The sequence below is a fragment of the Microbacterium sp. MYb45 genome (genome assembly GCF_002979655.1).
GTDB lineage: Bacteria > Actinomycetota > Actinomycetes > Actinomycetales > Microbacteriaceae > Microbacterium.
In genome coordinates this window covers 148,894-170,169 of sequence record NZ_PCPG01000003.1, presented here as the reverse complement: position 1 = coordinate 170,169, position 21,276 = coordinate 148,894, and the positions used below count along the sequence as shown (strand labels likewise).

Genomic DNA, 21,276 nt, shown 5'->3' with positions numbered 1-21,276 from the left:
GTCGGTCTCAGCCTTTGAGACCGGAGAAGGCGATGCCCTCGATGACGCGGCGCTGCATCACGAGGAACAGGATCATGATCGGCAGCATCGCCATGAGCGCCGCGGCGAGCATCGACGGGTACTCGGAGCCGTGCTCTCCCGTGAACGATGCGAGCCCGACGGCGAGCGGCATCATGTCCTGGCTGTTCACGATGACGAGCGGCCAGAGCAGGGAGGACCAGGATGCGAGGGCGGTGAGGATCGCGAGCGCGCTCAGGCCCGGCTTCGCCAGCGGGAGCATGACCTGCCAGAACACCTGGCCGGGGTTCGCGCCGTCGAGTCGCGCCGCCTCTTCGAGCTCCTTGGGCAGTCCGAGGAAGAACTGTCTCATCATGAAGATCCCGAAGGCGTTCACCAATCCGGGGACGACGATGCCCGCGAAGGAGTTGAGCCAGCCGAAGCTCTGCACGGTCTGATACTGCGGAATGAGCAGAAGCGTTCCGGGCACCATCAGCATGGAGAGCACGATCGCGAACAGCGGGCCCTTGGCGAAGAACCGCATCCGCGCGAACGCGTATCCCCCGAGCGCACAGAGGATGAGCGTCGCGACCGTGGTCAGCACGGTGATGATGATGGTGTTCAGCATCTGGCGGAGGAAGGGGACCTGAGCGAAGACACCGACGTAGTTGTCGAGATTCCACTGCGTCGGCCAGAGCGTCGGCGGCACCGACGTGATCTGCCCGTTCGTCATGAAGGTCGCCAGCACCTGATAGATGAACGGCGAGACCATGACCACGCCGCCGATCAGGAGCACGGCATGTGCACCGAGCTGTCGACCGGAACGCCGACCCTTGCGGCTCTGCGCGAGACGGTCACTCATAGTGCACCCACTTCTTCTGCAGACGGAACTGGATGGCGGTGAGGATCGCGATCATGACGATGATCACGACGCCGATCGCGGTGGCGTACCCCTTGTCGTTCTGCAGGAAGCCCTCGTTGTAGAAGAAGTACACGAGGGTCTGCGATCGGGCGGCGTTGGGACCGGTGCCCAGCATCACGAAGATCAGATCGAAGACCTGGAAGCCGCCGATCAGGGTCAGCACACTGATGAAGAAGATCGTCGGGGTGAGCAGTGGCAGAGTGATGCTGCGGAACTGCCGCGCGGGACTCGCCCCGTCGATCGAGGCGGCCTCGTACAGGTCCGGAGGGATGCTGGACAACCCGGCGCTGAAGACGATGATGTTGAACCCGAGCGAGAGCCAGATGCCGACGATGGCGACCGCGACGAGGGAGAGCCCCGGCGTCGAGAGCCAGTACGGCCCCTGGATTCCGAAGAGTCCGAGGAAGGCGTTGATGAGGCCGAAGTCCCCGCTGTAGAGCATCCGCCAGACGATGGCGACCGCGACCGGCATCGTGACCACCGGCAGGAAGTACAGCGTGCGGTAGAGACCTTTGAACCGCAGACCCGGCCGGTTGATGAGCGCTGCGAGGTACACGGCGATCGGCACGTTGAGCATCACGATCGCGGTGTAGATGGCGGTGTTGCCGAGCGCGAGCGCGAAGTCGGGATCGTTGAACAGCCGGACGTAGTTGTCGATTCCCGCCCAGCTGACGTCGCCGAAGAAGCCCCAGGTCGTGAAGCTGTAGTAGAACGTCCGCAGCAGCGGCCAGATGAAGAAGATGGCCAACGGCACGAGGATCGGCACGAGGAAGATCCACGGCCAGACGCCGTCGTACTTCGGGGAGCGCCGCACGGGGCGGGTGGCGGCCGGAGCCGCCACCCGCCCGCGACTCACCGTGGTGGTGGTCATCACTTCCGCTCAGCGGCGAGCACGTCGTTCATCGCCGCCGCCAGCTGTGTGCACGCTTCCTCGACGGTGAGCTCGCCACTCCACGCCTTGGTGAGGTACTCGTTCTCGAGCGTGTTCCACGCCGCGGTGTTCAGCGACACCGGGTACGGGGCGGCGTGCGCGGCCTGGTCGCTGAACAGCGAGAGGTCCCACTGCGGGAACGCGTCGGTGAAGCTCGAGGCGACACCGTTGAAGGCGGGGATGCCGAGGCCCGCGGCACCGTAGAGCTCCTGGGCCTCCTTCGAGCCGAGGAACGCCTGGAAGGTCTGCGCGGCCTCCTTGTTCTCCGAGTAGGCCGACACGGCGTCGGCGCCGCCCTGGATCGTGGTGACGAGGTCGGACTCTCCGGTCGGGAGCGGAGCTACCGCCACGGTGTCTGCGATCTCGCTGTCCTTCAGGGAGTTCGCGTTCCACGGGCCGGACCACATCATGGCCAGCTTGCCCGAGGTGAAGTACTGCGGGATGGGAGTGTCAGTGATCTGGGCGACGGACGGGGAGACTCCCGCCTGAGCGAGGTCGACCCAGAGCTTGACGCCCGCGATCGTGCCGGGGTCGTCGTAGCCCGAGGTGGTGCCGTCTTCGGAGATGACTTCACCTCCGGACTGGTAGATGGTGTTGTACGAGGTCTCCTGACCGGTCCACGGGGCGGCGGCAGCACCGAACACGCCTTCGGAACCGAGCGCGGTGCTGATGGCCGTCGCTGCGGCGACGAAGTCCTCCTGCGTCCACCCGTCGGCCGGGTATGCGACGCCCGCCTGATCGAAGAGAGCGGTGTTGTACCAGACGCCCATCGTCGCGTAGCCGGTCGGAGCGGCGTATAGCTCGCCGTCGAAGGTGTAACTCTGGATCGACGCGTCAGGGAAGTTCGCGGGGTCGATCCCGTTTGCGGTGTCGACGGCGGCGAGTGCGCCGTTGGTGGCGTACAGGCCGGCGTTGGGCTCGTTGATCCAGAAGACGTCCGGCAGCGTCTTGCTCGAGGCCTGGGTCTGCAGCTTGGTCCAGTACTGGTCCCAGGGGAGGGCCTGGATGTTGACCGTGATCTCGGGGTGCTCTTCATTGAAGGCGGCGATCACGTCCTTGTACGGCTCGAGGGCGTTGGCATCCCAGATCACATAGTCGATGCTCGCCTCACCGCCGTCAGCGGGTCCTGCGCCGGATGCGCATGCGGTGAGGCTGAGGGAGAGAACGGCGACGGCGGCGACGGCGCTCGCGGTCATTCGCTGACGATTCATTGTCTGCTTGGTCCTTTGCTCGGGTGCGAGGGGGTGGAGCATCGTGCTCGAGCGGTGACGGCCTCGGCACTCCTGGATCACGACTTCCATATAATAATCCAAGTTGGCATTAAAATTAGAGGATGCCGATCACGCCTGTCAAGAGCCGGGTTCACCTCGGTCGCGCCGATCCGATCCTGCGGCTCGCAGCGCGCTACGATGACTAACCAAACTTGACGTGAGAATCCGCTCCTCGAGTACGGGAGACCATGACGACGACACCACGCTCCGGCGACCGCTCGCTGCTGAGACGCATGAACACCCATGCGGCACTCCTCGGCGTCCGCGACGGACAGCACACCGTGACCGGCCTCGCCGACCAGCTGGGCATCTCACGCACGGCGGCCGAAGACGTGGTCCGCGACCTCGTCGAGCTCGGCTGGGTGACCCCCGCCGACGCCCCGGCCAGCGCTCGCCCCGGTCGCCCCGCACGCAGCTACCGCTTCGCCGCCGAAGCGGGACACGTCGTCGGATTGGACATCGGCGTGCACAAGATCCTCGGCATCGTCGCCGACCTCGAAGGCCGGCCGCGCGCCTCGCACAAAGTGTCGATCGACGAGGATGCCAGCGCCGCCGACCGGCTCGCGCTCGCCACGACCGTCGTGGAGGCCTGCCTCGCCGAAGCCGGTCTCGACACGGAGGCGGTCTGGTGCGCCGGCGTGGGCTCGCCCGGCGTCATCGACGCCTCGGGCACCGTCACCCGGTACGGAGGCAACGGCCTGCCCGGCTGGCTCGGCCTCGACCTCGCCGACACGCTCTCGACGCGCTGGGGCGTGCCCGTGCGGGTCGAGAGCGACAACAACCTCGGCACGATCGCCGAGCACTGGCGTGGCAGCGCACAGGACGCGCGCGACGTCGTCTACGTCCTCTCCGGGAACCGGACCAGTGCGGGGATCCTCATCGGCGGATCCCTCTACCGCGGTCACAGCGGCGGATCCGGCCTGGTCGGCGCCCTGCCCCAGCTCGGGTGGGCGGAAGCACCGCGACACGTCGACTCGCTCGCGGGCACCGGAGTCGCACCGACCCGGGAAGCCATGTTCCTCGCCGCGCGCGACGGCATCCCGCACGCACTCGCAGCGCTGGACGGATTCGCCGCCAGCATCGCGACCGGGGTCGTGGCGATGTCACTGGCCGTCGACCCGGAGCTGATCGTGCTCGGCGGCGGCATCTCCCGCGGCGGCGAGATCATCCTCGACGCGATCCGCTCGCACATCGACGAGCTCCAGCCGCACGCCCCGCGGGTCGCGCTCTCCACGCTGGGCGACGAGTCGGTGGCGATGGGTGCCGTCCGGATCGCGCTCGACGCCATCGACGCCCAGCTCCTCGCCTCGGTGCAGGCCGAGGCCCGCTTCCCCTCCCCGTCGCGCGGGATCCTCACCCTTTGAGTCGGGGCGGCACACCCCCGGATCGAACCGATTCGATACCCGCTCTGGCACGACTGTAAGCGTTTGCAGTAGCCTGTTCGCATGGCACAGCTTGAGCAGATCGCAGCCCCCGGTTCCGAGTGGTGGCGCAGCGCCGTCATCTACCAGATCTATCCCCGATCCTTCGCGGACGCCTCCGGCGACGGCATCGGCGACCTCCCGGGCATCACCAGCCGCCTCGACTCGCTGCAGGAACTCGGCGTCGACGCGATCTGGCTCAGCCCCTTCATGACCAGCCCGCAGCGCGATGCCGGCTACGACGTGGCGGACTACCGCGACGTCGACCCCCTGTTCGGTACGCTCGCCGACTTCGACGAGATGCTCACCCAGGCCCATGACCGCGGCATCCGTGTGATCGTCGACCTGGTCCCGAACCACTCGTCCGACCAGCACGTGTGGTTCCAGGAAGCACTCAAGGCGGCGCCGGGCAGCCCGGAGCGCGCGCGGTACATCTTCCGCGACGGCAAGGGCGAGAACGGCGAGCTCCCGCCGAACAACTGGGAGTCGGTGTTCGGCGGCGGCATGTGGCAGCGCGTGACCGAGGCCGACGGCACCCCCGGCCAGTGGTACCTGCACATCTTCGACGCCACGCAGCCCGACTTCGACTGGAACAACGAAGAGGTGCAAGAGGAGTTCCGCTCCATCCTCCGCTTCTGGCTCGACCGCGGGGTCGACGGCTTCCGGGTGGACGTCGCCCACGGCATGATCAAGACCGAGGGCCTCCCCGACTACACGCCGCCGAGCGACGCCGACTCCATGGGCGGCGGCGAATCGAACGTGCCGTACTGGGGCCAGGACGGCGTGCACGAGATCTACCGCGACTGGCACAAGGTGCTCGCCGAGTACGACGGCGACCGCGCGCTGTGCGGCGAGGCCTGGATGCCGACGCTCAAGCAGACGGCTCTCTGGGTGCGTCCGGACGAGATGCACCAGACCTTCAACTTCCCGTACCTCATGACGCCGTGGGACGCGAAGTCGTTGGGGGATGTCATCCGCGAGTCGCTCGACGAGTTCGGCGGCGTCGGAGCGCCCAGCACCTGGGTGCTCTCGAACCACGACGTCGTGCGGCACGCGTCGCGCCTCGCGCTCACGGCCGACAACCCCCAGGGTGAGGGCATCGGACCGAACACCCCGAACAAGCCCGACACCGCGATCGGCCTGGCTCGCGCCCGCGCGGCGACCACCCTCATGCTCGCGCTCCCCGGCTCGGCCTACCTGTACCAGGGCGAAGAGCTCGGGCTCCCCGAGGCGATGGAGATCCCCGACGAGTTCCGTCAGGACCCGACCTGGTTCCGCACCGAGGGCAAGCGCTACGGACGCGACGGATGCCGCGTGCCGCTGCCCTGGGAGGCGGAGGCTCCGGCCTTCGGCTTCAACGAGACCGGACTGTCGTGGCTCCCGCAACCGACCGAGTGGGCGACGTACGCCCGCGACGTCGAAGAGGTCGACCCCGGCTCGACGCTCGCCCTGTACAAGCGTCTGCTCGCGGCTCGTCGCGAGCACGGCTTCGGCGCCGGTTCCCTGGTCTGGGAGGATGCCGGCGCTGACACGGTGGCCTTCCGCCGCGGCGACGTGCACGTGGTCGCGAACCTCGGCACCGCGCCGATCGAGCTGCCGGCCGACGCGAGCGTGATGCTGAAGAGCCAGCCGTTCGACGGCTCGTCGATCCCGGTCGACACCGCCGTCTGGTACACCACGGTCTGACCCGCCCCACACCCCGTTCCGGTCGCGGATCCCGTCGCTCGCCACGTCGTGAGAAAACGGGAGCCGCGACCGGAACGATTTCTCAGAGGAACACATGGCCAGCATCGATGAGGTCGCCCGGCTCGCCGGGGTCTCCACCGCGACCGTCTCGCGCGCGCTCAGCGGCCGCGGCCACGTGTCCGAGTCCGCCAGGGAGCGGGTGCAGGCCGCGGCGCAGTCGCTCGGCTACGTCGTCTCCTCGCGCGCATCGAGCCTCGCATCGGGGCGCACCCGCAACATCGGGGTGGTCGTCCCGTTCCTCGACCGGTGGTTCTTCAGCACGGTGCTGTCGGGCGTCTCGGCCGCGCTGATGCGCGCCGGCTACGACATCACGCTCTACAACATCACCGCCGACAAGGACGTACGTCGGCACGTGTTCGACACGTTCCTGCGGCGGCAGCGTGTGGATGCCGTGATCGCGGTGTCGATCGAACTCGACGCCGACGAGACACAGCATCTGCTCGACCTCGGCCTGCCGGTCATCGCGATCGGCGGCCCGAACCCGAAGCTCGACACCCTCACGGTCGACGACGTGGCGGTCGCCCAGCTCGCCACCGAGCACCTGATCGGCCTCGGCCACACCGACATCGCGCACATCGGCGCCAACCCCGAGTTCGACATCGACTTCCACATCCCCACCAACCGACGCCTCGGGTTCGAGAAGGCCCTGGCGAAGGCCGGGATCCCTCTGAACCACGCCTTCCTCGAGCCGGCGGACTTCACGGTCGAGGGCGGCTACCGCGCGGCGAAGCAGCTGCTCGGACGGCCGGGCCCCCGACCGACCGCGGTGTTCGCGGCATCCGATGAGATGGCGATCGGGGCGCTGCTCGCGGCCCGCGACCTGGGTTTCAGCGTGCCGGATGAACTCTCGATCGTCGGCATCGACGGACATGAGCTCGGCGAGTTCTTCCGCCTGACCACCGTCGACCAGTTCCCGCTCGGGCAGGGTGAGCGCGCCGCGGATGCGGTGCTGGCGAAGCTCACCACGCCCGACGAGGTGCACATCCCGTCGGCACTGCCGTACGAGCTGAACGTGCGCGGGACGACCGCCCGCCTGGTCTAGTCGCGACCCTGCACAGCATCGCTCCAGGTCCGGTAACCTCCATCGAGGTTGCGCGCGTCGACCCCGCGCTGCCGGAGCAGTCTGGTGGCGATGTGCCCGCGCAGGCCCACCTGGCAGTGGACCACGATCGGACCGCCGGGGAGTTCGCCGAGCCGGTCACGGATCTCATCCAGCGGCATGTTGATCGCACCGGGGATCGCGCCGGCAGCGAACTCCGACGGCGCGCGGACATCGATCAGCGTCGCTCCCGCCCTCCGCGCGGCTTCGAGTTCATGCCATTGGACCGTCGGAGTCGTTCCGGTGCGAGTGTTCTCCGCGACGTAGCCGAGGATGTTCACCGCATCCTTCGCCGAGCCGAACTGCGGCGCGTAGGCGAGTTCGAGATGCGCGAGCTCGGCGGCCGGTATGCCGGCCTGCATGGCGGTCGCCACCACGTCGATGCGCTTGTCGACACCGTCGCGTCCCACGATCTGCACACCGAGGATGGCATCGGAGTCCGGGTCGGCGAGCATCTTCATCGACAGGGTCTCGGCTCCGGGGTAGTAGCCGGCGTGGGATCCCGGGTGCACGTGCACGACGTAGAACTCGCGTCCCGCCGATCGAAGCTGCCGTTCGCTCCACCCCGTCTTCGCTGCGACGATCCCGAACACGCGGACGATCCCGGTGCCGAGTGCGGGTCGCGCCGACTCCGCGCGCCCCGCGATGAGGTCTGCCACCATTCGCCCGTGCCGGTTCGCGAGACCGGCCATGGTGATCAGTGCCGCGTCCCCGCCGACGAGGTCGAACTTCTCGACTCCGTCTCCCACGGCGTAGACGTCGGGAGCGCTGGTGCGGCAGGAAGCATCGACCCGGATACCTCCGGTCTCGCCGAGCAGGATTCCGGCGTCGGCCGCGAGCGAGGTCTCCGGCACCACCCCGGAGGCGTCGACGACGAGCTCTGCGGGGACGATGGCGCCGTCGCTCAGCGTGACACTTCCGGAACCGGCTCGAACGACCTCCACGCCGAGACGCACGTCGACGCCGTGCGCACGGATCTCGGCCGCGATGGGGGCGGCCATCTCCGTGTCGAGAGGGGCGAGCAGCTGAGGGCCGCGCTGCACGAGGGTCACGGATGCGCCCCGCGCGACGAGGTTCTCGACCGCCTCGAGGCCCGTGTATCCGCCGCCGACGACCACGACGGGAACGCCCGCGCGGGAGAGCGCGGCGTCGATCGCATCCGCGTCCTCGACCGTCCGCAGGCTGCGTGTCGGGATGTCCGAGGCGGGCTCGTCCCGCCGGGGCCTCGCCCCGGTGGCGAGGACCAATGCGTCGTAGCGCTGCACGAGGTGGTGTCCCGTCTCGAGATCGACCACCTCGACGAGCTTCTGCGCGGTGTCGATCCGCACGACATCATGCCGCACGCGCACATCGAGTCCGAACCGGCTGCGCAGGGATGCGGGTGTCTGCAGCAGCAGCGATTCGCGATCGGCGATCACACCTCCGACGTAGTAGGGCAGGCCGCAGTTCGCGTACGAGACCTCGGGCCCACGTTCGAAGATCACGATCTGCGCGTGCTCGTCGAGCCGGCGCAGGCGTGCGGCGGCGGACATCCCCCCGGCGACCCCGCCGACGATGACGACGGTACGCGGTTCGGGCGACGTCATCGCTGGAACATCCTCGAGAAGAATCCGCCCTGCGCCGGCCCCTTCGGGTGCCCGGAACACCACTGCGCCGCGGGAACCGTGCGGCGCACGGCGCCGACGTGCTGACCGCACCCCGCCCAGGTCGTCTTGCCACAGGTCTTGCAACGGACTGCTCGACACATCGTTTCTCGGCTCCTCACCGATACCCCCATGGGTATACGAGAGATCACTATACCCCGGGGGGTATAGTGATCAGTTCAGTCGACACTCAGGGAGCGAACATGTCATCCGCAGACGCCGAGACCCAGCGCAAGATCGCCAACCGCCTCAAGCGCGCGCAAGGTCAGCTCGGGGCTGTGATCGCGGCGGTCGAGAACGGAGGTGACTGTCGAGCCGTCGTCACGCAGCTCGCCGCCGTCACCTCGGCGCTCGACAAAGCCGGATTCCAGATCATCGCCTCGGCCATGAAGGACTGCCTGACGGACCCCGGGTCGGAGACCGAGACGGCCACCGACACGGACGGTGTGTCGATGGCCGAACTCGAGAAACTCTTCCTCACTCTCGCGTGAACCGCGCCGTCGCCGGTCAGCCGGCGACGATGAGCCCCTTCGTCGCGGTGCGCGCTGCCTCGAAGCGGCGCTGCACGTCGGGCCAGTTCACGAGGTTCCAGAACGCCTTGACGTAGTCGGCGCGCACGTTGAGGTAGTCGAGGTAGTAGGCGTGCTCCCAGACGTCGAGCTGCAGCAGCGGCGTGACACCGAGGGGTGCGTTGCCCTGCTGGTCGAACAGCTGGAAGATGACGGGGCGAGCGCCCACGCTGTCCCAGGCGAGCACGGCCCAGCCCGACCCCTGCACACCGAGTGCCGTCGCGGTGAAGTGCGCGCGGAAGGCGTCGATCGATCCGAACGCGTCGACGAGCGCGGCCTCGAGCTCACCCTCGGGAGCGCCGCCACCCTCGGGCGAGAGGTTCTGCCAGAACACCGAGTGGTTGATGTGGCCGCCGAGGTTGAACGCGAGGTCCTTCTCGAGCTTGTTGACGTTCGCGAGGTCGCCCGCGCTGCGCGCCGTGGCGAGCTGCTCGAGTGCGGTGTTCGCGCCGGTCACATAGGCCTGGTGGTGCTTGGAGTGGTGCAGCTCCATGATCTTGCCGGAGATGTGCGGCTCGAGGGCCGAGTAGTCGTAGGGCAGCTCGGGGAGTGTGTAGAGAGTGGACATGGCGTCTTCCTTTCGATGATGGTCAGTGGTGGGGGTCGTGCGGGAGGGCGTGGAAGCGGCGGTCGAGGTAGACGAGCGGACGGCCCTGCGGCCCGGCGAGCACCTCGAGGACCTCGGCGATCACGACCGTCGACGAACCGACGGCCACGGTCTGCAGGGTGCGGCAGCGCAGCGCGGCCCGTGCCGCGGCGAGGTGCGGCTCACCGGTCTCGAGCGCCGACCAGCCCTGCTCAGGCGTGAAGCGCTCGGAGCCGCTGACGGCGAAGCTCTGCGCCAGGTCGGAGTGCTCATCGTCGATGAGGTGGACGACGAACGTGTCAGCGCCCAGGATCGCACCGGCCGAGCCGGTGGCCCTCGTGACCGAGAACACGATCGCGGCGGGGTCGACCGCCACGGACGCCACGCTCGACGCCGTGAGCCCGACCGGACCCTCCGGAGTGGATGCCGTGATGATCGCGACGCCGGCCGGGTGCGTGCGGAACGCGGCCTTGAGCCCTTCGCCGACCGGGGTGGGTACGGGTGTCGCGGTCATCGGACGGCCTCCGTCATCTGCTCCAGTTTCGCGTGCGCGAGCATCTCCGCGCGGTCGACGAGCTTCGTCCGCTCCCGTCCGCGTTCCGCACCGGCACCGCGCTCGGCGGCATCGATGCGCAGCCAGCCGTCCAGGTCGACGGCGTGGTCCACGTGGGCGAGCGGGTCCGCCCCGGATGCCGTCGGCTCGGCGTCGGCGAGGTCGTCGACGAGGTGACGCACGGTCTGCGCCGCATCCGACTTGGTCGAGCCGATGAGCCCGACCGGCCCGCGCTTGATCCAGCCGGTCGCGTACAGCCGCGGGATCGGTGCGCCCGCCGCATCCACGACGCGTCCCTCGGCGTGCGGAACCACTCCGAGATCGGCGTCGAACGGCATCCCGGGAACGGGCGTCGAACGATAGCCCACGGCCCGGTACACGGCTCCGACGTCGTAGCGCAGCAGCTCACCGGTACCGACCATCCGGCCCAGCTCGTCGGATGCGGTGCGCTCCATCTCGATACCGGTCACGCGATCCGTGCCGAGGAGGCGCACGGGACGCTGCCGCAGGTGCAGGTGGATGCGGCGTGAAGCCGTGCGGCTTGCCGGGTCGAGCGCAGCCCACTCGGTCATGGTGCGCACGATGATGCGGCGCTGGGAGAACTGCGCGACCATCCGCTCAGCGTGCTCGTCCAGGGCGAGCCCATCCGGGTCGACGATCACGTCGACGTCGTCCTGCTCAGCCAGCTCGCGCAGCTCCATCGCCGAGAACCGCACGTCAGCAGGACCGCGCCGGGCGAACAGGTGCACGTCGCGCAGCGGGCTGGCGGCGAGCTGATCGAGCACGGTGTCCGGAGTGTCGGTGTGGGTCAGCGCGGAGGCGTGCTTCGCGAGGATGCGCGTCACGTCGAGGGCGACGTTGCCCGCTCCGAGGACGGCGACCGACTCCGCCTCCAGGGGCCAGGTGCGCGGAGCATCCGGATGCCCGTCGTACCAGAACACGAAATCGGCCGCGCCGAAGGAGCCGGGCAGGTGGATGCCGGGAATGTCGAGGTGCACATCGAGGTCGGCGCCCGTCGCCACGATCACCCCGTCGTAGGCCGCGCGGAGGTCTTCGATCTCGACGTCGACGCCGATCTCGATGTTGCACAGCAGCCGGATGCGCGGGTTCACGAGCACGTCGTGCAGGGCATCGGTGATCTTGCGGATGCGCGGATGATCCGGGGCGACGCCGTAACGGACCAGACCGTAGGGCGCGGGAAGCTTCTCGAACAGGTCGATCGACGCGGTCGGTGCGAGTCCGAGGAGGATGTCGGCGGCGTAGATGCCGGCCGGCCCTGCTCCGACGATGGCGATGCGCGGTTCGGCGACGGTCATGCGTGTTCCCCCTGGGGTGCGAGCGCGGCGATGATCGGGTGGTCGAAGGCGAGCATCCCCGTCTTGGCGGCACCTCCGGGCGAGCCGATCTCGTCGAAGAACTCGACGTTCGCCTTGTAGTAGTCCTGCCACTCATCGGGCAGGTCGTCTTCGTAGTAGATGGCCTCGACCGGGCACACCGGTTCGCAGGCGCCGCAGTCCACGCACTCGTCGGGGTGGATGTACAACGACCGTTCCCCCTCGTAGATGCAGTCGACGGGGCACTCGTCGATGCAGGCCTTGTCCTTCACATCGACGCACGGCAGAGCGATCACATAGGTCATCGCGGGGTCTTCGTTCGGGTCACGCTGTCCTCGTTCGGGTAGATCGGCCCATTTCGGGGCCACAGGACAACCGTAAAACCTCAAGTACACTTGAGGTCAAATCGAGGAAGAGGTCTCCGGATGAGCCCGCACGCACCCGACGAGCCGCTGACGATCGGCGAGATGACCCGACGCACCGGGGTCGCCGCCTCCGCCCTGCACTTCTACGAGTCGCTCGGCCTCATCGCCTCGACGCGCACGCCCGGCAATCAGCGCCGCTACGCCCGGCACATGCTGCGGCGGGTCTCGCTCATCACGGTCGCCAAGCGCCTCGGCATCCCGCTGTCCGACGTGCAGACGGCCTTCGCCGACGTGCCGCTCACCGAGACCCCGAGCCACGCCGACTGGCAACGGGCCTCACGACGCTGGAAGCGCGAACTCGAGAAGCGCCGCGAGGGCATCGAGCGCCTCGAACGCGAACTCACCGGATGCATCGGCTGCGGCTGCCTGTCGATGAAGGCGTGCGGACTGCTCAACCCCGACGACGCCCTCGCGACGCAGGGCGTGGGCCCGCAGCGACTGCAGGACTGACCCGGCCGCCACCGGGTCAGCGCACCTCGCGCTCACCGATCCCCCGCACTCCTCGAGTGAACAGGATTGGCGGAATCGAGGAGCACTACCTCTTTAAAGGACGTAGAATGGTTCCAGCCCGCCCCCGCTGGGGGTAGGGAAGTAGAAGCCGGGACCCCCGCCCCTTTGGACGGGACCCGGCTTTCGCGTATCTAGAGCTGGATCTGTTCGATGGTCGCCGACGAGCTCACTGCATCGAACCAGTCGCTCCGGCCGCCGGACATCTTCTCCCCCAACGCTCCAAGTACCTGATCGGCAATCCAAACCATCGGTTCCTCGCTGGGCTGCGCGTGATCGATTCGAAGCCCAGCGGGGAGAGCATGCTTGCCACGCAGCGCGTCGATCGTCCTGAAATCTCGTTGCATCAGCTGGAGTGGACGCGCTTCGAGAGTGAGCAATTGCACACCATGTCCGTCGAGTTGCCACGCGAGCCTCTCAAGGCAAAGTGCACGAGCGCGTTCTTGTCGGCGATAATCGACCGGCGCCGCAATGACGACGACGTGATACACGTCGAAATCCGTGATTGTAGCTATCGATGCATCCCTGGCCAGCCTGTCCTGTTCTCGCCAGTGGAGCTTCGGCCCGCGGCGCGGAAGACGCTGCAGCTCGGCGCGCATGTCTTCGCTGCGCGAGACATCTGCAACCGCGGCACCCAGGAGGTAGGAAGGCCGCTCCACGCCGGCTGTTCGGTAGGACTCGTCTCCCCAGGCATTCAGCACGAGTGAGTTAATCATTCAAGGTTAGATTTCGCTCGGGCCATTGATCGCTTCGCTTAGATCGGCACCCGAGAAGTCGACTCCCGGTCTGGCGACCTGCAGGAGATTCGCCTTCGAAAGATCCGCGCCGGTCAGGTCTGCACCAACGAGATTCGCGTCCGTCATCTCCGCCTCCGCCAGCACCGCGCCCTTGAGCTTCGCACCGCGCAACTGCGTTCCTATGAGACGCGCTCCGTCGAGCCTTGCATCCTCAAGGATTGCGTAGTCAAAGTACGCATCTTGCGCGAGGACACCGTACAGCTCGGCGCCCTCCAGATTGGCGTCGGTCAGGTTTACATCCGAGAGATTCGCTTTGGAGAGACGGGCCCCCCGGAGGTTGGCTCCCGTCATCGTCGCGTACAGCAGGACCGAATCATTCAGATTCGCGCCCTCGAGGTTTGCACCCGCGAGTTCGGCGTACCCCAAGTAGGTACTGGACAGATTCACGGGCCAAGTCGAACTGTGAAGTTGAGAGAGCCGTCCGATCACGGTCACAGCAGCCGCCAGATCCTGCCGTAACTTCACCTGCGGTGTCGTGCCGGCCGGCGACCCCTCGCGAACGTATGCGGCGAGGACTTCGAGAATGGTCGGGTGGTCCCGCGGGGAGTCAGTAGCGATTCGCTCAAGCGCGTAGATTCCTCCCAACCGGATTGACGGCTCTTCCGACCCCAGTTGCGCGATCGCTTCCGTGTAGCGCGTCGTGAAGTTTGCGTCTCGATCGAGCCTCGCCCCGAATCTGGCGATCTGGTCCCTGCGCCACGTGAAGATGAGGGTGATGATTGCGATGAGTCCACCGGCGGCCCAGAGCATATGCTGCCGCACGGCGGAGATCGCACCTAGACGTTCCGCTTCGGTAAGGGCCACAGCGCCCGGAGGTGCGGGCGAGGGGATGTCTGCGCTCACGATGATAGGTGGCAGCCACATGATGGCTGCCACAGCCGACGCGACCGCGACCGCCAACACGAGTATCAGTAGCGCGCCACCCCATGGTCGGATCGGTATCACGTCATTGGCCTCCATGCTGGAACGTTACCGGCTCTGGAGGACACTCAGTTCACACCCTGATCGAGCTTGACTGCGCGTTCTATGGTCGTCGCACAGCCGAAGGCAGTGATGCTCGGCCTTCCGTAGCGAGAGCGCCCAAAAAGGTGGGTTGAACGATGTGGCTGCTGGTGTCCTCACCGAGGCCGTCGTTCATCCGGCTCGTCGAGAGCCTCTCAAGCGCGAGGAGTGATGTGAGCTAGTCCCGTCGCAAGACCCCGGCTGCCTCCGACTGACTGTTGTAGTTGATGAGGGTTCATGTTCCGCCTTCTGCTCTTCGGCCCTCAGTATGCGGGCCTGCATAGTTCTTGAAGCCGTGCGCTTTCGAGCGAGTCCCGGCGAGGAGCGCCGCCGGGTCAGCGCACCTCGAAGTCGGCGGAGAGGAGCACCTCGTCGCGCGAGCTCGGACCCACCAGCAGCTCGAACGCGCCCTCCTCGACGATGCGGTTGCCGGCAGCGTCCACGATCGAGCAGTCGGCGACCGGAAGCTCCACGCGCACGCGGGCGGACTCCCCCGGAGCGATGTCGATCTGGCGGTAGGTCTTCAGCTCCTTGTCGGTCCAGCTGACACTCGTGACGGAGTCGCGCACGTACACCTGCAACGTCTCGCGCACCGGCCGCGTGCCGGTGTTCGACACCGTGACATGGCCGACGATCGTGTCGGACTCCCCCAGGGAGGTCGCCTCCAGCTCCAGGTCGGAGTACTCCACCGTGGTGTACGACAGCCCCTCGCCGAACGCCCAGGCGGGCGACTGCGTGAGATCGGCGTAGCGGTCGCCGTGCTGTCCGCGGATCTGGTTGTAGTACGTCGGCTGCTGGCCGACGTGCCGGGCGAACGAGATCGGCAGCCGGCCCGACGGCTCGACGGCCCCTGAGATGATCTCGGCGAGCGCACGGCCACCCTGCATGCCCGGGTTGGCCGCCCAGATCACGGCGGCAGCCCGGGACGCGGATGCCGGCAGCACGAGCGGCTTCGAGGCGAGCAGCACGATGACGACGGGCTTCCCGGTCGCGATGAGGGCGTCGATCAGCGCGTTCTGTCCGCCAATCAGCTCGAGCGTCGCGGTCGAGCGGCCTTCGCCGACGAGCTCGATCCGGTCACCCACGACCGCCACGACCACGTCGGAGACGGATGCCGCCGCCACGGCTTCCGCGATCAGCTCCGCATCCGGCTCGCAGGCCTTGACCACCGGCGGCCGCGGCTGCTTGTCGGGGAAGAACGGGCCCTTGGGGTCTTCCTCGAGCGTGAGGATGTCGGCACCGCGAGCGTGGGTGACGGTCCAGCCGTCGATCGCCTGCAGACCGTCGAGCACCGTCGCGATCATCTCCCGCGGCTGTCCGTCGAGCCACCCGGCCTGACCCGAGCCGCCGGCCCAGTCGCCGAGCTGCGTCTGCGCGTCGTCGGCGAGCGGCCCGGTGACCGCGACCTTCAGCGGCGCCACGGGGTCGAGCGGCAGCACCCCGTCGTTCTCGAGCAGCACGAGCGAGCGGCGAGCCGTCTCGAGGTTCAGCTCGGCATGCGCGGCGCTGCCCACCACGGCATCCAGCTCGGTCCCCGGCAACCGGGGGTTCTCGAAGAGTCCGAGCTCGAACTTGAGCGTGAGGATGCGGGCGGCTGCGGCGTCGAAGGCGTCCTCGGCGAGCATGCCCTTCGCGACGGCATCCAACGCTCCCTCAAAGAAGGCGGGCGTCGTCATGATCATGTCATTGCCCGCCCGCACAGCTGCCGCGGCCGCGTGCGTGATGTCGGGCTGGATCCGCTGCTCCCACACCATGCGTCCGACATTGTCCCAGTCGGTGATGAGCGTGCCGGTGTACCCCCACTCGCCACGCAGCACGTCGCTGAGCAGCCAGTCGTTCGTCGTGATCGGCACGCCGTCGGTGGTCTGGTAGCCGAGCATGAACGTGCGGCATCCCTCGCGGGCGACGCGCTCGAACGGCGGCAGGAACCACGAGCGCAGCTTGCGGCGCGAGATGTCGGCCTCGCTCGCATCGCGCCCGCCCTGGGTCTCGGAGTATCCGGCGAAGTGCTTGGCGGTCGCGAGGATCGCGGTGGGGTCGTCGAGGCCGTCGCCCTGGTAACCGCGCACCATCGCCGATGCCAGCTCGCCGATCAGGAACGGGTCTTCGCCGAAGGTCTCACTGATGCGACCCCAGCGCAGGTCGCGGGCGATGCACAGCACGGGCGAGAAGGTCCAGTGGATGCCGGTGATCGCCACCTCCTCGGCCGTCGCGCGGGCGACGCGCTCGAGCAGGTCGGCATCCCACGACGCGGCCATGCCCAGCTGGGTCGGGTAGATCGTGGCTCCCGGCCAGAACGAGTGCCCGTGAATGCAGTCCTCCGCCACGAGCAGCGGGATGCGGAGCCGGGTCTGCGCCGTCAGCTCGTTGGCCTGCAGGATGCGCTCGGGCGAGGTGTGCAGGATCGAGCCGGCGTGACGCCGGGCGATGTGGTCGTCGAGGTCGTCGCGCGCGTCGAGCTGCAGCATCTGCCCGACCTTCTCCTCGAGCGTCATCCGGCTGAGGAGGTCGGCCACGCGCTCGGGGATCGAGAGCGCGGGGTCCTGGTAGGGAAGAACGGTGGTCAGGGTCTGAGAGGTCATCACTTCGTGTTCTGGGTCGAGGTCTTCGAGGAGTCGGAGGTGTCGGGCGAGGCCGCCGACGTTACGGGATCGGCGCTCTTCTGCGGCAGGGGCACGCTGCGGACGGCCGTGACGGCGTCGTTCACGTTCAACCCCTTCTTCTTCATCGCCCTGGCGCGCTCTCCGGCCGAGCGCAGCCGCGGGTTGACGTACTCGTCGATGCCGAAGTTGATCAGCGAGAGCGCGACGCCGATGATGGCGATGCACAGCCCGGCGGGCACGTACCACCACCACAGCCGCGGGAACGCGCCGTTCTGCTGCGCCCAGAACAGGATGGTGCCCCAGTTGAGGTTGCTCACCGGGATCACGCCGATGAAGGCCAGGGTCGTGAGACCGAGGATGGCCGCCGTCACGGTGCCGACGAAGCTCGAGGCGATGAGCGCCATGAGGTTCGGCAGCATCTCGACGGTGATGATCCGGCGCAGCGGCTCTCCGTTGGCCCGGGCAGCTTGGATGAAGTCGCGGTTGCGCAGCGACATCGTCTGGGCACGCAGCACGCGCGCACCCCACGCCCACCCGGTGAGCCCGAGCACCGCGGCGATCACGATCAGCGGCGGGTTCTCGAACTGCGACGCGATGATGATGATGAGCGGGATGCCGGGGATCACCAGGAACACGTTGGTCAGCGCCGAGAGCGACTCGCTCTTCCATCCGCGCACGTAGCCGGCGATCACACCGATCGTGATGGCGATGATCGTGGCGATGAAGGCGGCGAGGAAGCCGACGACGATCACGCCGCGGGTGCCGTAGATGATCTGGCTCAGCACGTCCTCTCCCATGTGCGTCGTGCCCAGCCAGTGCTCCCAGGAGGGCGGCTGGCGGAGCGCCGTGCGGTCCTTCTGGGTCGGCCCGTAGGGGGCGATCCAGGGCGCGAGGATCGCGACGAGCACGAACACCCCGAGGATGATGAGCCCGGCGATCGACTTGGGATTGCGGAACATCGCGAACGCCTGGGCGAGCTGCGACCAGAACGTCTTGCGCGGCGGCGCATCGCTCGGCGGGGTGCGCAGAGTGGCGGTCTCGGGCATGCCGGAGACGACGGCCGATCCGTCGGGCGCGGTGCTCGCTGCGGTGGTGGGAACGGTCATGTCAGGACTCCATCTGGCGCGTGCGCGGGTCGAGGTAGGCGTAGACGACATCCGCGAGGATGTTGGCCACGAGCACCGACAGCGTGATCACGAGGAACACGCCCTGCATGAGGGCGAAGTCCTTGGCGTTGGTCGCATCGAGCAGCAGCTTGCCGACACCCGGATAGCTGAACACCATCTCCATCACGATCGTGCCGCCGACGATGAAGCCGATCGACAGCGCGAAGCTCTGGATCTGCGGCAGCACCGCGTTGCGGGCGGCATAACCCCAGAGCACCCGCTTGTTGGGCATGCCCTTCGCCTGCGCGACCGTGATGTAGTCGTCGTCGAGCACGGTCAGCATCATGTTGCGCATGCCGAGCACCCAGCCGCCGAGCGACGCGACCACGATGGTCAGCGCCGGCAGAGTGCCGTGCATGATCACCTGGCCGATGAAGTCGAAGCTCCACTCCGGGGACTGCCCCTTGTCGTAGGCGTGCGAGGAGGGGAACCACTTCAGGGTCGACGAGAAGATCGCGATCGCGATGAGCCCGAGCCAGAAGTACGGGATGGTGTTGAAGAACGTCGTGACGGGGATGATCGCGTCGAGCCTGCTGCCGCGCTTCCACCCCACGATCGCACCCGCGACCGTGCCGATCGTGAACGAGATGATCGTCGCGATGCCGACGAGTCCCAGCGTCCACGGCAGGGCCGCGGCGAGCACCTCGGCGACCGGGCGCAGGCCGTGCAGCGTCGAGATGCCGAGGTCGCCGCGCAGCAGCATCCCCCAGTACTCGATGTACTGCTGCCAGATCGACTTGTCGGTGTCGATGCCGAGCAGGATGCGCAGCGCTTCCTCGGCCTCGGGGCTCACGCTGCGGTTGCGCGCGAGGTAGGAGCTGACCGCGTCGCCCTTCATGAGGCGCGGCAGGAAGAAGTTGATCGTGATGGCCGCCCACAGGGTGAAGAGGTAGAAGCCCGCGCGTCCGGCGAAGAAGCGCCACGGGACCTTGCGGCTTCCGCGCTCGGCCGTGGTCGCGGTGGTGCCGACCTCGAGGGCGTCGCGCGCGACGAGGTCGCCGTCGTCGAGCTGGGGGAACGCGGTGCTCACAGTGCGCCTCCGGTCGATGCTGCCTGTGCGAAGAACTTGTCCGGGTCGGGGGAAGCCGATCGCAGTTCGCGCGTGTACGGGTCCTGCGGGTTGAGGATCACGTCGTCGGCGGCGCCGTACTCCACGACGCGGCCCTGGTTGAGGACCATGATCTCGTCGCTGAAGTGGCGGGCGGTCGCCAGGTCGTGCGTGATGTAGAGCACGCCGAGCCCCTCCTCGCGCTGCAGGTCGGCGAGCAGGTTCAGCACACCGAGCCGGATGGAGACGTCGAGCATCGAGACGGGCTCGTCGGCGACCAGGAGCGAGGGGCGCGAAGCGAGTGCGCGGGCGATCGCCACGCGCTGCCGCTGCCCGCCGGAGAGCTCGTGCGGGCGGCGGTCGATCACGGCATCCGCATCCAGCCGCACGCGGTCGAGGAGCCGGCGCACCTCGTTCTCGGTCTCCTTCTTCGGCACCACGTCGTCAAGCCGGATCGGGCGCTCCAGGTGATACCGGATCGAGTGGTACGGGTTGAGCGAGGCGAACGGGTCCTGGAACACCATGCGCAGCTGCTGCCGGTACTTCCGCAGCCCTTTGCCGCGACGGGGAATCGGCGTGCCGTCGAGCAGCACCTCGCCGCTGGTCGGGGTCTCGAGCTGGGTGAGGATCTTCGCGATCGTGGACTTGCCGCTGCCGGATTGCCCGACCAGGCCGATCGTCTGGCCCGAGGTGAGGGTGAAGCTCACGTCATCGAGCGCCTTGATCTGGCCGGCGCCGCGGACGTTGTACGCCTTGGTCACCTGTCGGAATTCGAGGGTGGTCATCGCACCAGCACCCCTCTCTCCCCGGTCAACCGGGGGAACGACGACAGCAGCGTCTTCGTGTACTCGTGCTCGGGCTGGGTCCAGATGCGCTCGGCGGTCGCGAGCTCGATGATCTCGCCCTCGCGCATGATCGCGATCCGGTCGCTGATCTCCAGGAGGAGCGGGAGGTCGTGGGTGATGAAGATCACCGAGAAGCCGAACTCGTGCCGCAGCTGCGAGATCTGCTTCAGTATCTCCCGCTGCACCAGCACGTCGAGCGCGGTGGTCGGCTCGTCCATCACCATGAGCTGGGGCCGCAGGGCGAGGGCCATCGCGATCATCACGCGCTGACGCATGCCGCCGGACAGCTCGTGGGGGAAGGAGCGGATGCGCTGGCGGCCGACCTTCACGATCTCGAGCAGCTCCTCGGCCTCGGCCCGGCGCTGCTTGCGGTTCATGTCGGGGCGGTGGATCTCGAACACGTCCTCCAGCTGCGAGCCGATGGTCGCGACCGGGTTCAGCGCGTTCATCGCCCCCTGGAACACCATCGACACCTTGTCCCAGCGGAACCGCTGCATGGCATCGACGTCGAGCGCATTGATGTCGATGTCGACGCCGGTCGCATCGTGGAAGGTGACGCTGCCGCTGGTGATGACGGCGGGCGCGCGCAGCAGGCGCTGCACTCCGTAGGCGAGCGTGGTCTTGCCGCATCCGCTCTCGCCGGCGAGTCCGAGGATCTCGCCGCGCTGCAGTTCGAGGGTGACGTTCTTCACTGCCTCGACGGGCGGATCGACGTCGTACACGACCGAGAAGTCGCGCACGCTGAGCAGGGGGTCTGGCATGGGGGGTGTCCTTCGGGTGGGGCGTCCCCGCGGCGCGTTTCGTCTCGTCG

General features: G+C 67.8%; 20 protein-coding genes. 5 read left to right on the top strand and 15 right to left on the bottom strand.

Annotation, left to right across the window (positions count from 1 at the left end):
• Positions 1 to 7 precede the first annotated feature (7 nt).
• From CQ034_RS08660 to CQ034_RS08650, 3 genes are read right to left on the bottom strand one after another with little or no spacing between them, the layout of a single operon-like run.
• On the bottom strand, positions 8 to 859 hold the full coding sequence (locus tag CQ034_RS08660) for a carbohydrate ABC transporter permease (RefSeq protein ID WP_105710719.1): 852 nt from the start codon (positions 857 to 859) through the stop codon (positions 8 to 10).
• On the bottom strand, positions 852 to 1,790 hold the full coding sequence (locus tag CQ034_RS08655; RefSeq protein ID WP_105710718.1) for a carbohydrate ABC transporter permease: 939 nt from the start codon (positions 1,788 to 1,790) through the stop codon (positions 852 to 854). The genes CQ034_RS08660 and CQ034_RS08655 overlap by 8 nt, the downstream gene beginning before the upstream one ends.
• A complete protein-coding gene (locus CQ034_RS08650) occupies positions 1,790 to 3,046 on the bottom strand; it encodes a sugar ABC transporter substrate-binding protein (RefSeq protein ID WP_181156259.1) in 1,257 nt (418 codons plus the stop codon). The genes CQ034_RS08655 and CQ034_RS08650 overlap by 1 nt, the downstream gene beginning before the upstream one ends.
• Positions 3,047 to 3,309: 263 nt before the next feature.
• On the opposite strand from CQ034_RS08650, the gene CQ034_RS08645 reads away from it, so the two are divergent.
• From CQ034_RS08645 to CQ034_RS08635, 3 genes are all read left to right on the top strand, one after another.
• Positions 3,310 to 4,485, top strand: a complete 1,176-nt coding sequence (locus tag CQ034_RS08645) for an ROK family transcriptional regulator (protein ID WP_105710716.1) — start codon at positions 3,310 to 3,312, stop codon at positions 4,483 to 4,485.
• Between the two features lie 81 nt (positions 4,486 to 4,566).
• A complete protein-coding gene (locus CQ034_RS08640; RefSeq protein ID WP_105710715.1) occupies positions 4,567 to 6,228 on the top strand; it encodes a glycoside hydrolase family 13 protein in 1,662 nt (553 codons plus the stop codon).
• Between the two features lie 94 nt (positions 6,229 to 6,322).
• Positions 6,323 to 7,330 carry a LacI family DNA-binding transcriptional regulator gene (locus tag CQ034_RS08635; protein ID WP_029263061.1) on the top strand — a complete coding sequence of 336 codons (1,008 nt, stop codon included), beginning with the start codon at positions 6,323 to 6,325 and terminating at the stop codon, positions 7,328 to 7,330.
• On the opposite strand, the gene CQ034_RS08630 is transcribed toward CQ034_RS08635, so the two are convergent.
• Positions 7,327 to 8,973 (bottom strand): FAD-dependent oxidoreductase, encoded by a 1,647-nt coding sequence (locus tag CQ034_RS08630; RefSeq protein WP_105710714.1) that lies wholly within the window; start codon positions 8,971 to 8,973, stop codon positions 7,327 to 7,329. The genes CQ034_RS08635 and CQ034_RS08630 overlap by 4 nt on opposite strands.
• A 260-nt stretch (positions 8,974 to 9,233) precedes the next feature.
• Here CQ034_RS08630 and CQ034_RS08625 point away from each other — a divergent pair, with 260 nt between their 5' ends.
• On the top strand, positions 9,234 to 9,521 hold the full coding sequence (locus CQ034_RS08625) for a metal-sensitive transcriptional regulator (RefSeq protein WP_029263059.1): 288 nt from the start codon (positions 9,234 to 9,236) through the stop codon (positions 9,519 to 9,521).
• Between the two features lie 16 nt (positions 9,522 to 9,537).
• On the opposite strand, the gene CQ034_RS08620 is transcribed toward CQ034_RS08625, so the two are convergent.
• From CQ034_RS08620 to fdxA, 4 genes are read right to left on the bottom strand one after another with little or no spacing between them, the layout of a single operon-like run.
• Positions 9,538 to 10,167, bottom strand: coding sequence for a superoxide dismutase (locus CQ034_RS08620; protein WP_105710713.1), 630 nt, complete (start codon positions 10,165 to 10,167; stop codon positions 9,538 to 9,540).
• Between the two features lie 22 nt (positions 10,168 to 10,189).
• Positions 10,190 to 10,699 (bottom strand): flavin reductase family protein, encoded by a 510-nt coding sequence (locus CQ034_RS08615; protein WP_029263057.1) that lies wholly within the window; start codon positions 10,697 to 10,699, stop codon positions 10,190 to 10,192.
• Complete coding sequence (locus CQ034_RS08610; RefSeq protein ID WP_105710712.1) at positions 10,696 to 12,054, bottom strand: FAD-dependent oxidoreductase; 1,359 nt, start codon at positions 12,052 to 12,054, stop codon at positions 10,696 to 10,698. Before CQ034_RS08610 ends, CQ034_RS08615 begins: the two co-directional genes overlap by 4 nt.
• The gene (gene fdxA / locus CQ034_RS08605) at positions 12,051 to 12,377 is read right to left on the bottom strand and encodes a ferredoxin (protein ID WP_091032694.1); all 327 of its coding nucleotides are present in this window, start codon (positions 12,375 to 12,377) and stop codon (positions 12,051 to 12,053) included. The genes CQ034_RS08610 and fdxA overlap by 4 nt, the downstream gene beginning before the upstream one ends.
• Positions 12,378 to 12,497: 120 nt before the next feature.
• Here fdxA and soxR point away from each other — a divergent pair, with 120 nt between their 5' ends.
• Entirely contained in the window at positions 12,498 to 12,947 is a 450-nt protein-coding gene (gene soxR / locus CQ034_RS08600) for a redox-sensitive transcriptional activator SoxR (protein ID WP_029261477.1), read from the top strand.
• Between the two features lie 191 nt (positions 12,948 to 13,138).
• Here the strand turns inward: soxR and CQ034_RS19420 are convergent, their stop codons facing one another.
• From CQ034_RS19420 to CQ034_RS08565, 7 genes are all read right to left on the bottom strand, one after another.
• A complete protein-coding gene (locus tag CQ034_RS19420; RefSeq protein ID WP_146114821.1) occupies positions 13,139 to 13,720 on the bottom strand; it encodes a hypothetical protein in 582 nt (193 codons plus the stop codon).
• 6 nt (positions 13,721 to 13,726) lie between these two features.
• A complete protein-coding gene (locus CQ034_RS08590; protein WP_105710710.1) occupies positions 13,727 to 14,761 on the bottom strand; it encodes a pentapeptide repeat-containing protein in 1,035 nt (344 codons plus the stop codon).
• 377 nt (positions 14,762 to 15,138) lie between these two features.
• On the bottom strand, positions 15,139 to 17,385 hold the full coding sequence (locus CQ034_RS08585) for a glycoside hydrolase family 3 N-terminal domain-containing protein (protein ID WP_181156258.1): 2,247 nt from the start codon (positions 17,383 to 17,385) through the stop codon (positions 15,139 to 15,141).
• Complete coding sequence (locus CQ034_RS08580; protein WP_105710709.1) at positions 17,385 to 18,512, bottom strand: ABC transporter permease; 1,128 nt, start codon at positions 18,510 to 18,512, stop codon at positions 17,385 to 17,387. Before CQ034_RS08580 ends, CQ034_RS08585 begins: the two co-directional genes overlap by 1 nt.
• Position 18,513: 1 nt before the next feature.
• Positions 18,514 to 19,602 (bottom strand): ABC transporter permease, encoded by a 1,089-nt coding sequence (locus CQ034_RS08575; RefSeq protein ID WP_105710708.1) that lies wholly within the window; start codon positions 19,600 to 19,602, stop codon positions 18,514 to 18,516.
• Entirely contained in the window at positions 19,599 to 20,405 is an 807-nt protein-coding gene (locus CQ034_RS08570) for an ABC transporter ATP-binding protein (RefSeq protein WP_105710707.1), read from the bottom strand. The genes CQ034_RS08575 and CQ034_RS08570 overlap by 4 nt, the downstream gene beginning before the upstream one ends.
• Entirely contained in the window at positions 20,402 to 21,226 is an 825-nt protein-coding gene (locus CQ034_RS08565; protein WP_029261471.1) for an ABC transporter ATP-binding protein, read from the bottom strand. The genes CQ034_RS08570 and CQ034_RS08565 overlap by 4 nt, the downstream gene beginning before the upstream one ends.
• Positions 21,227 to 21,276: the final 50 nt, after the last annotated feature.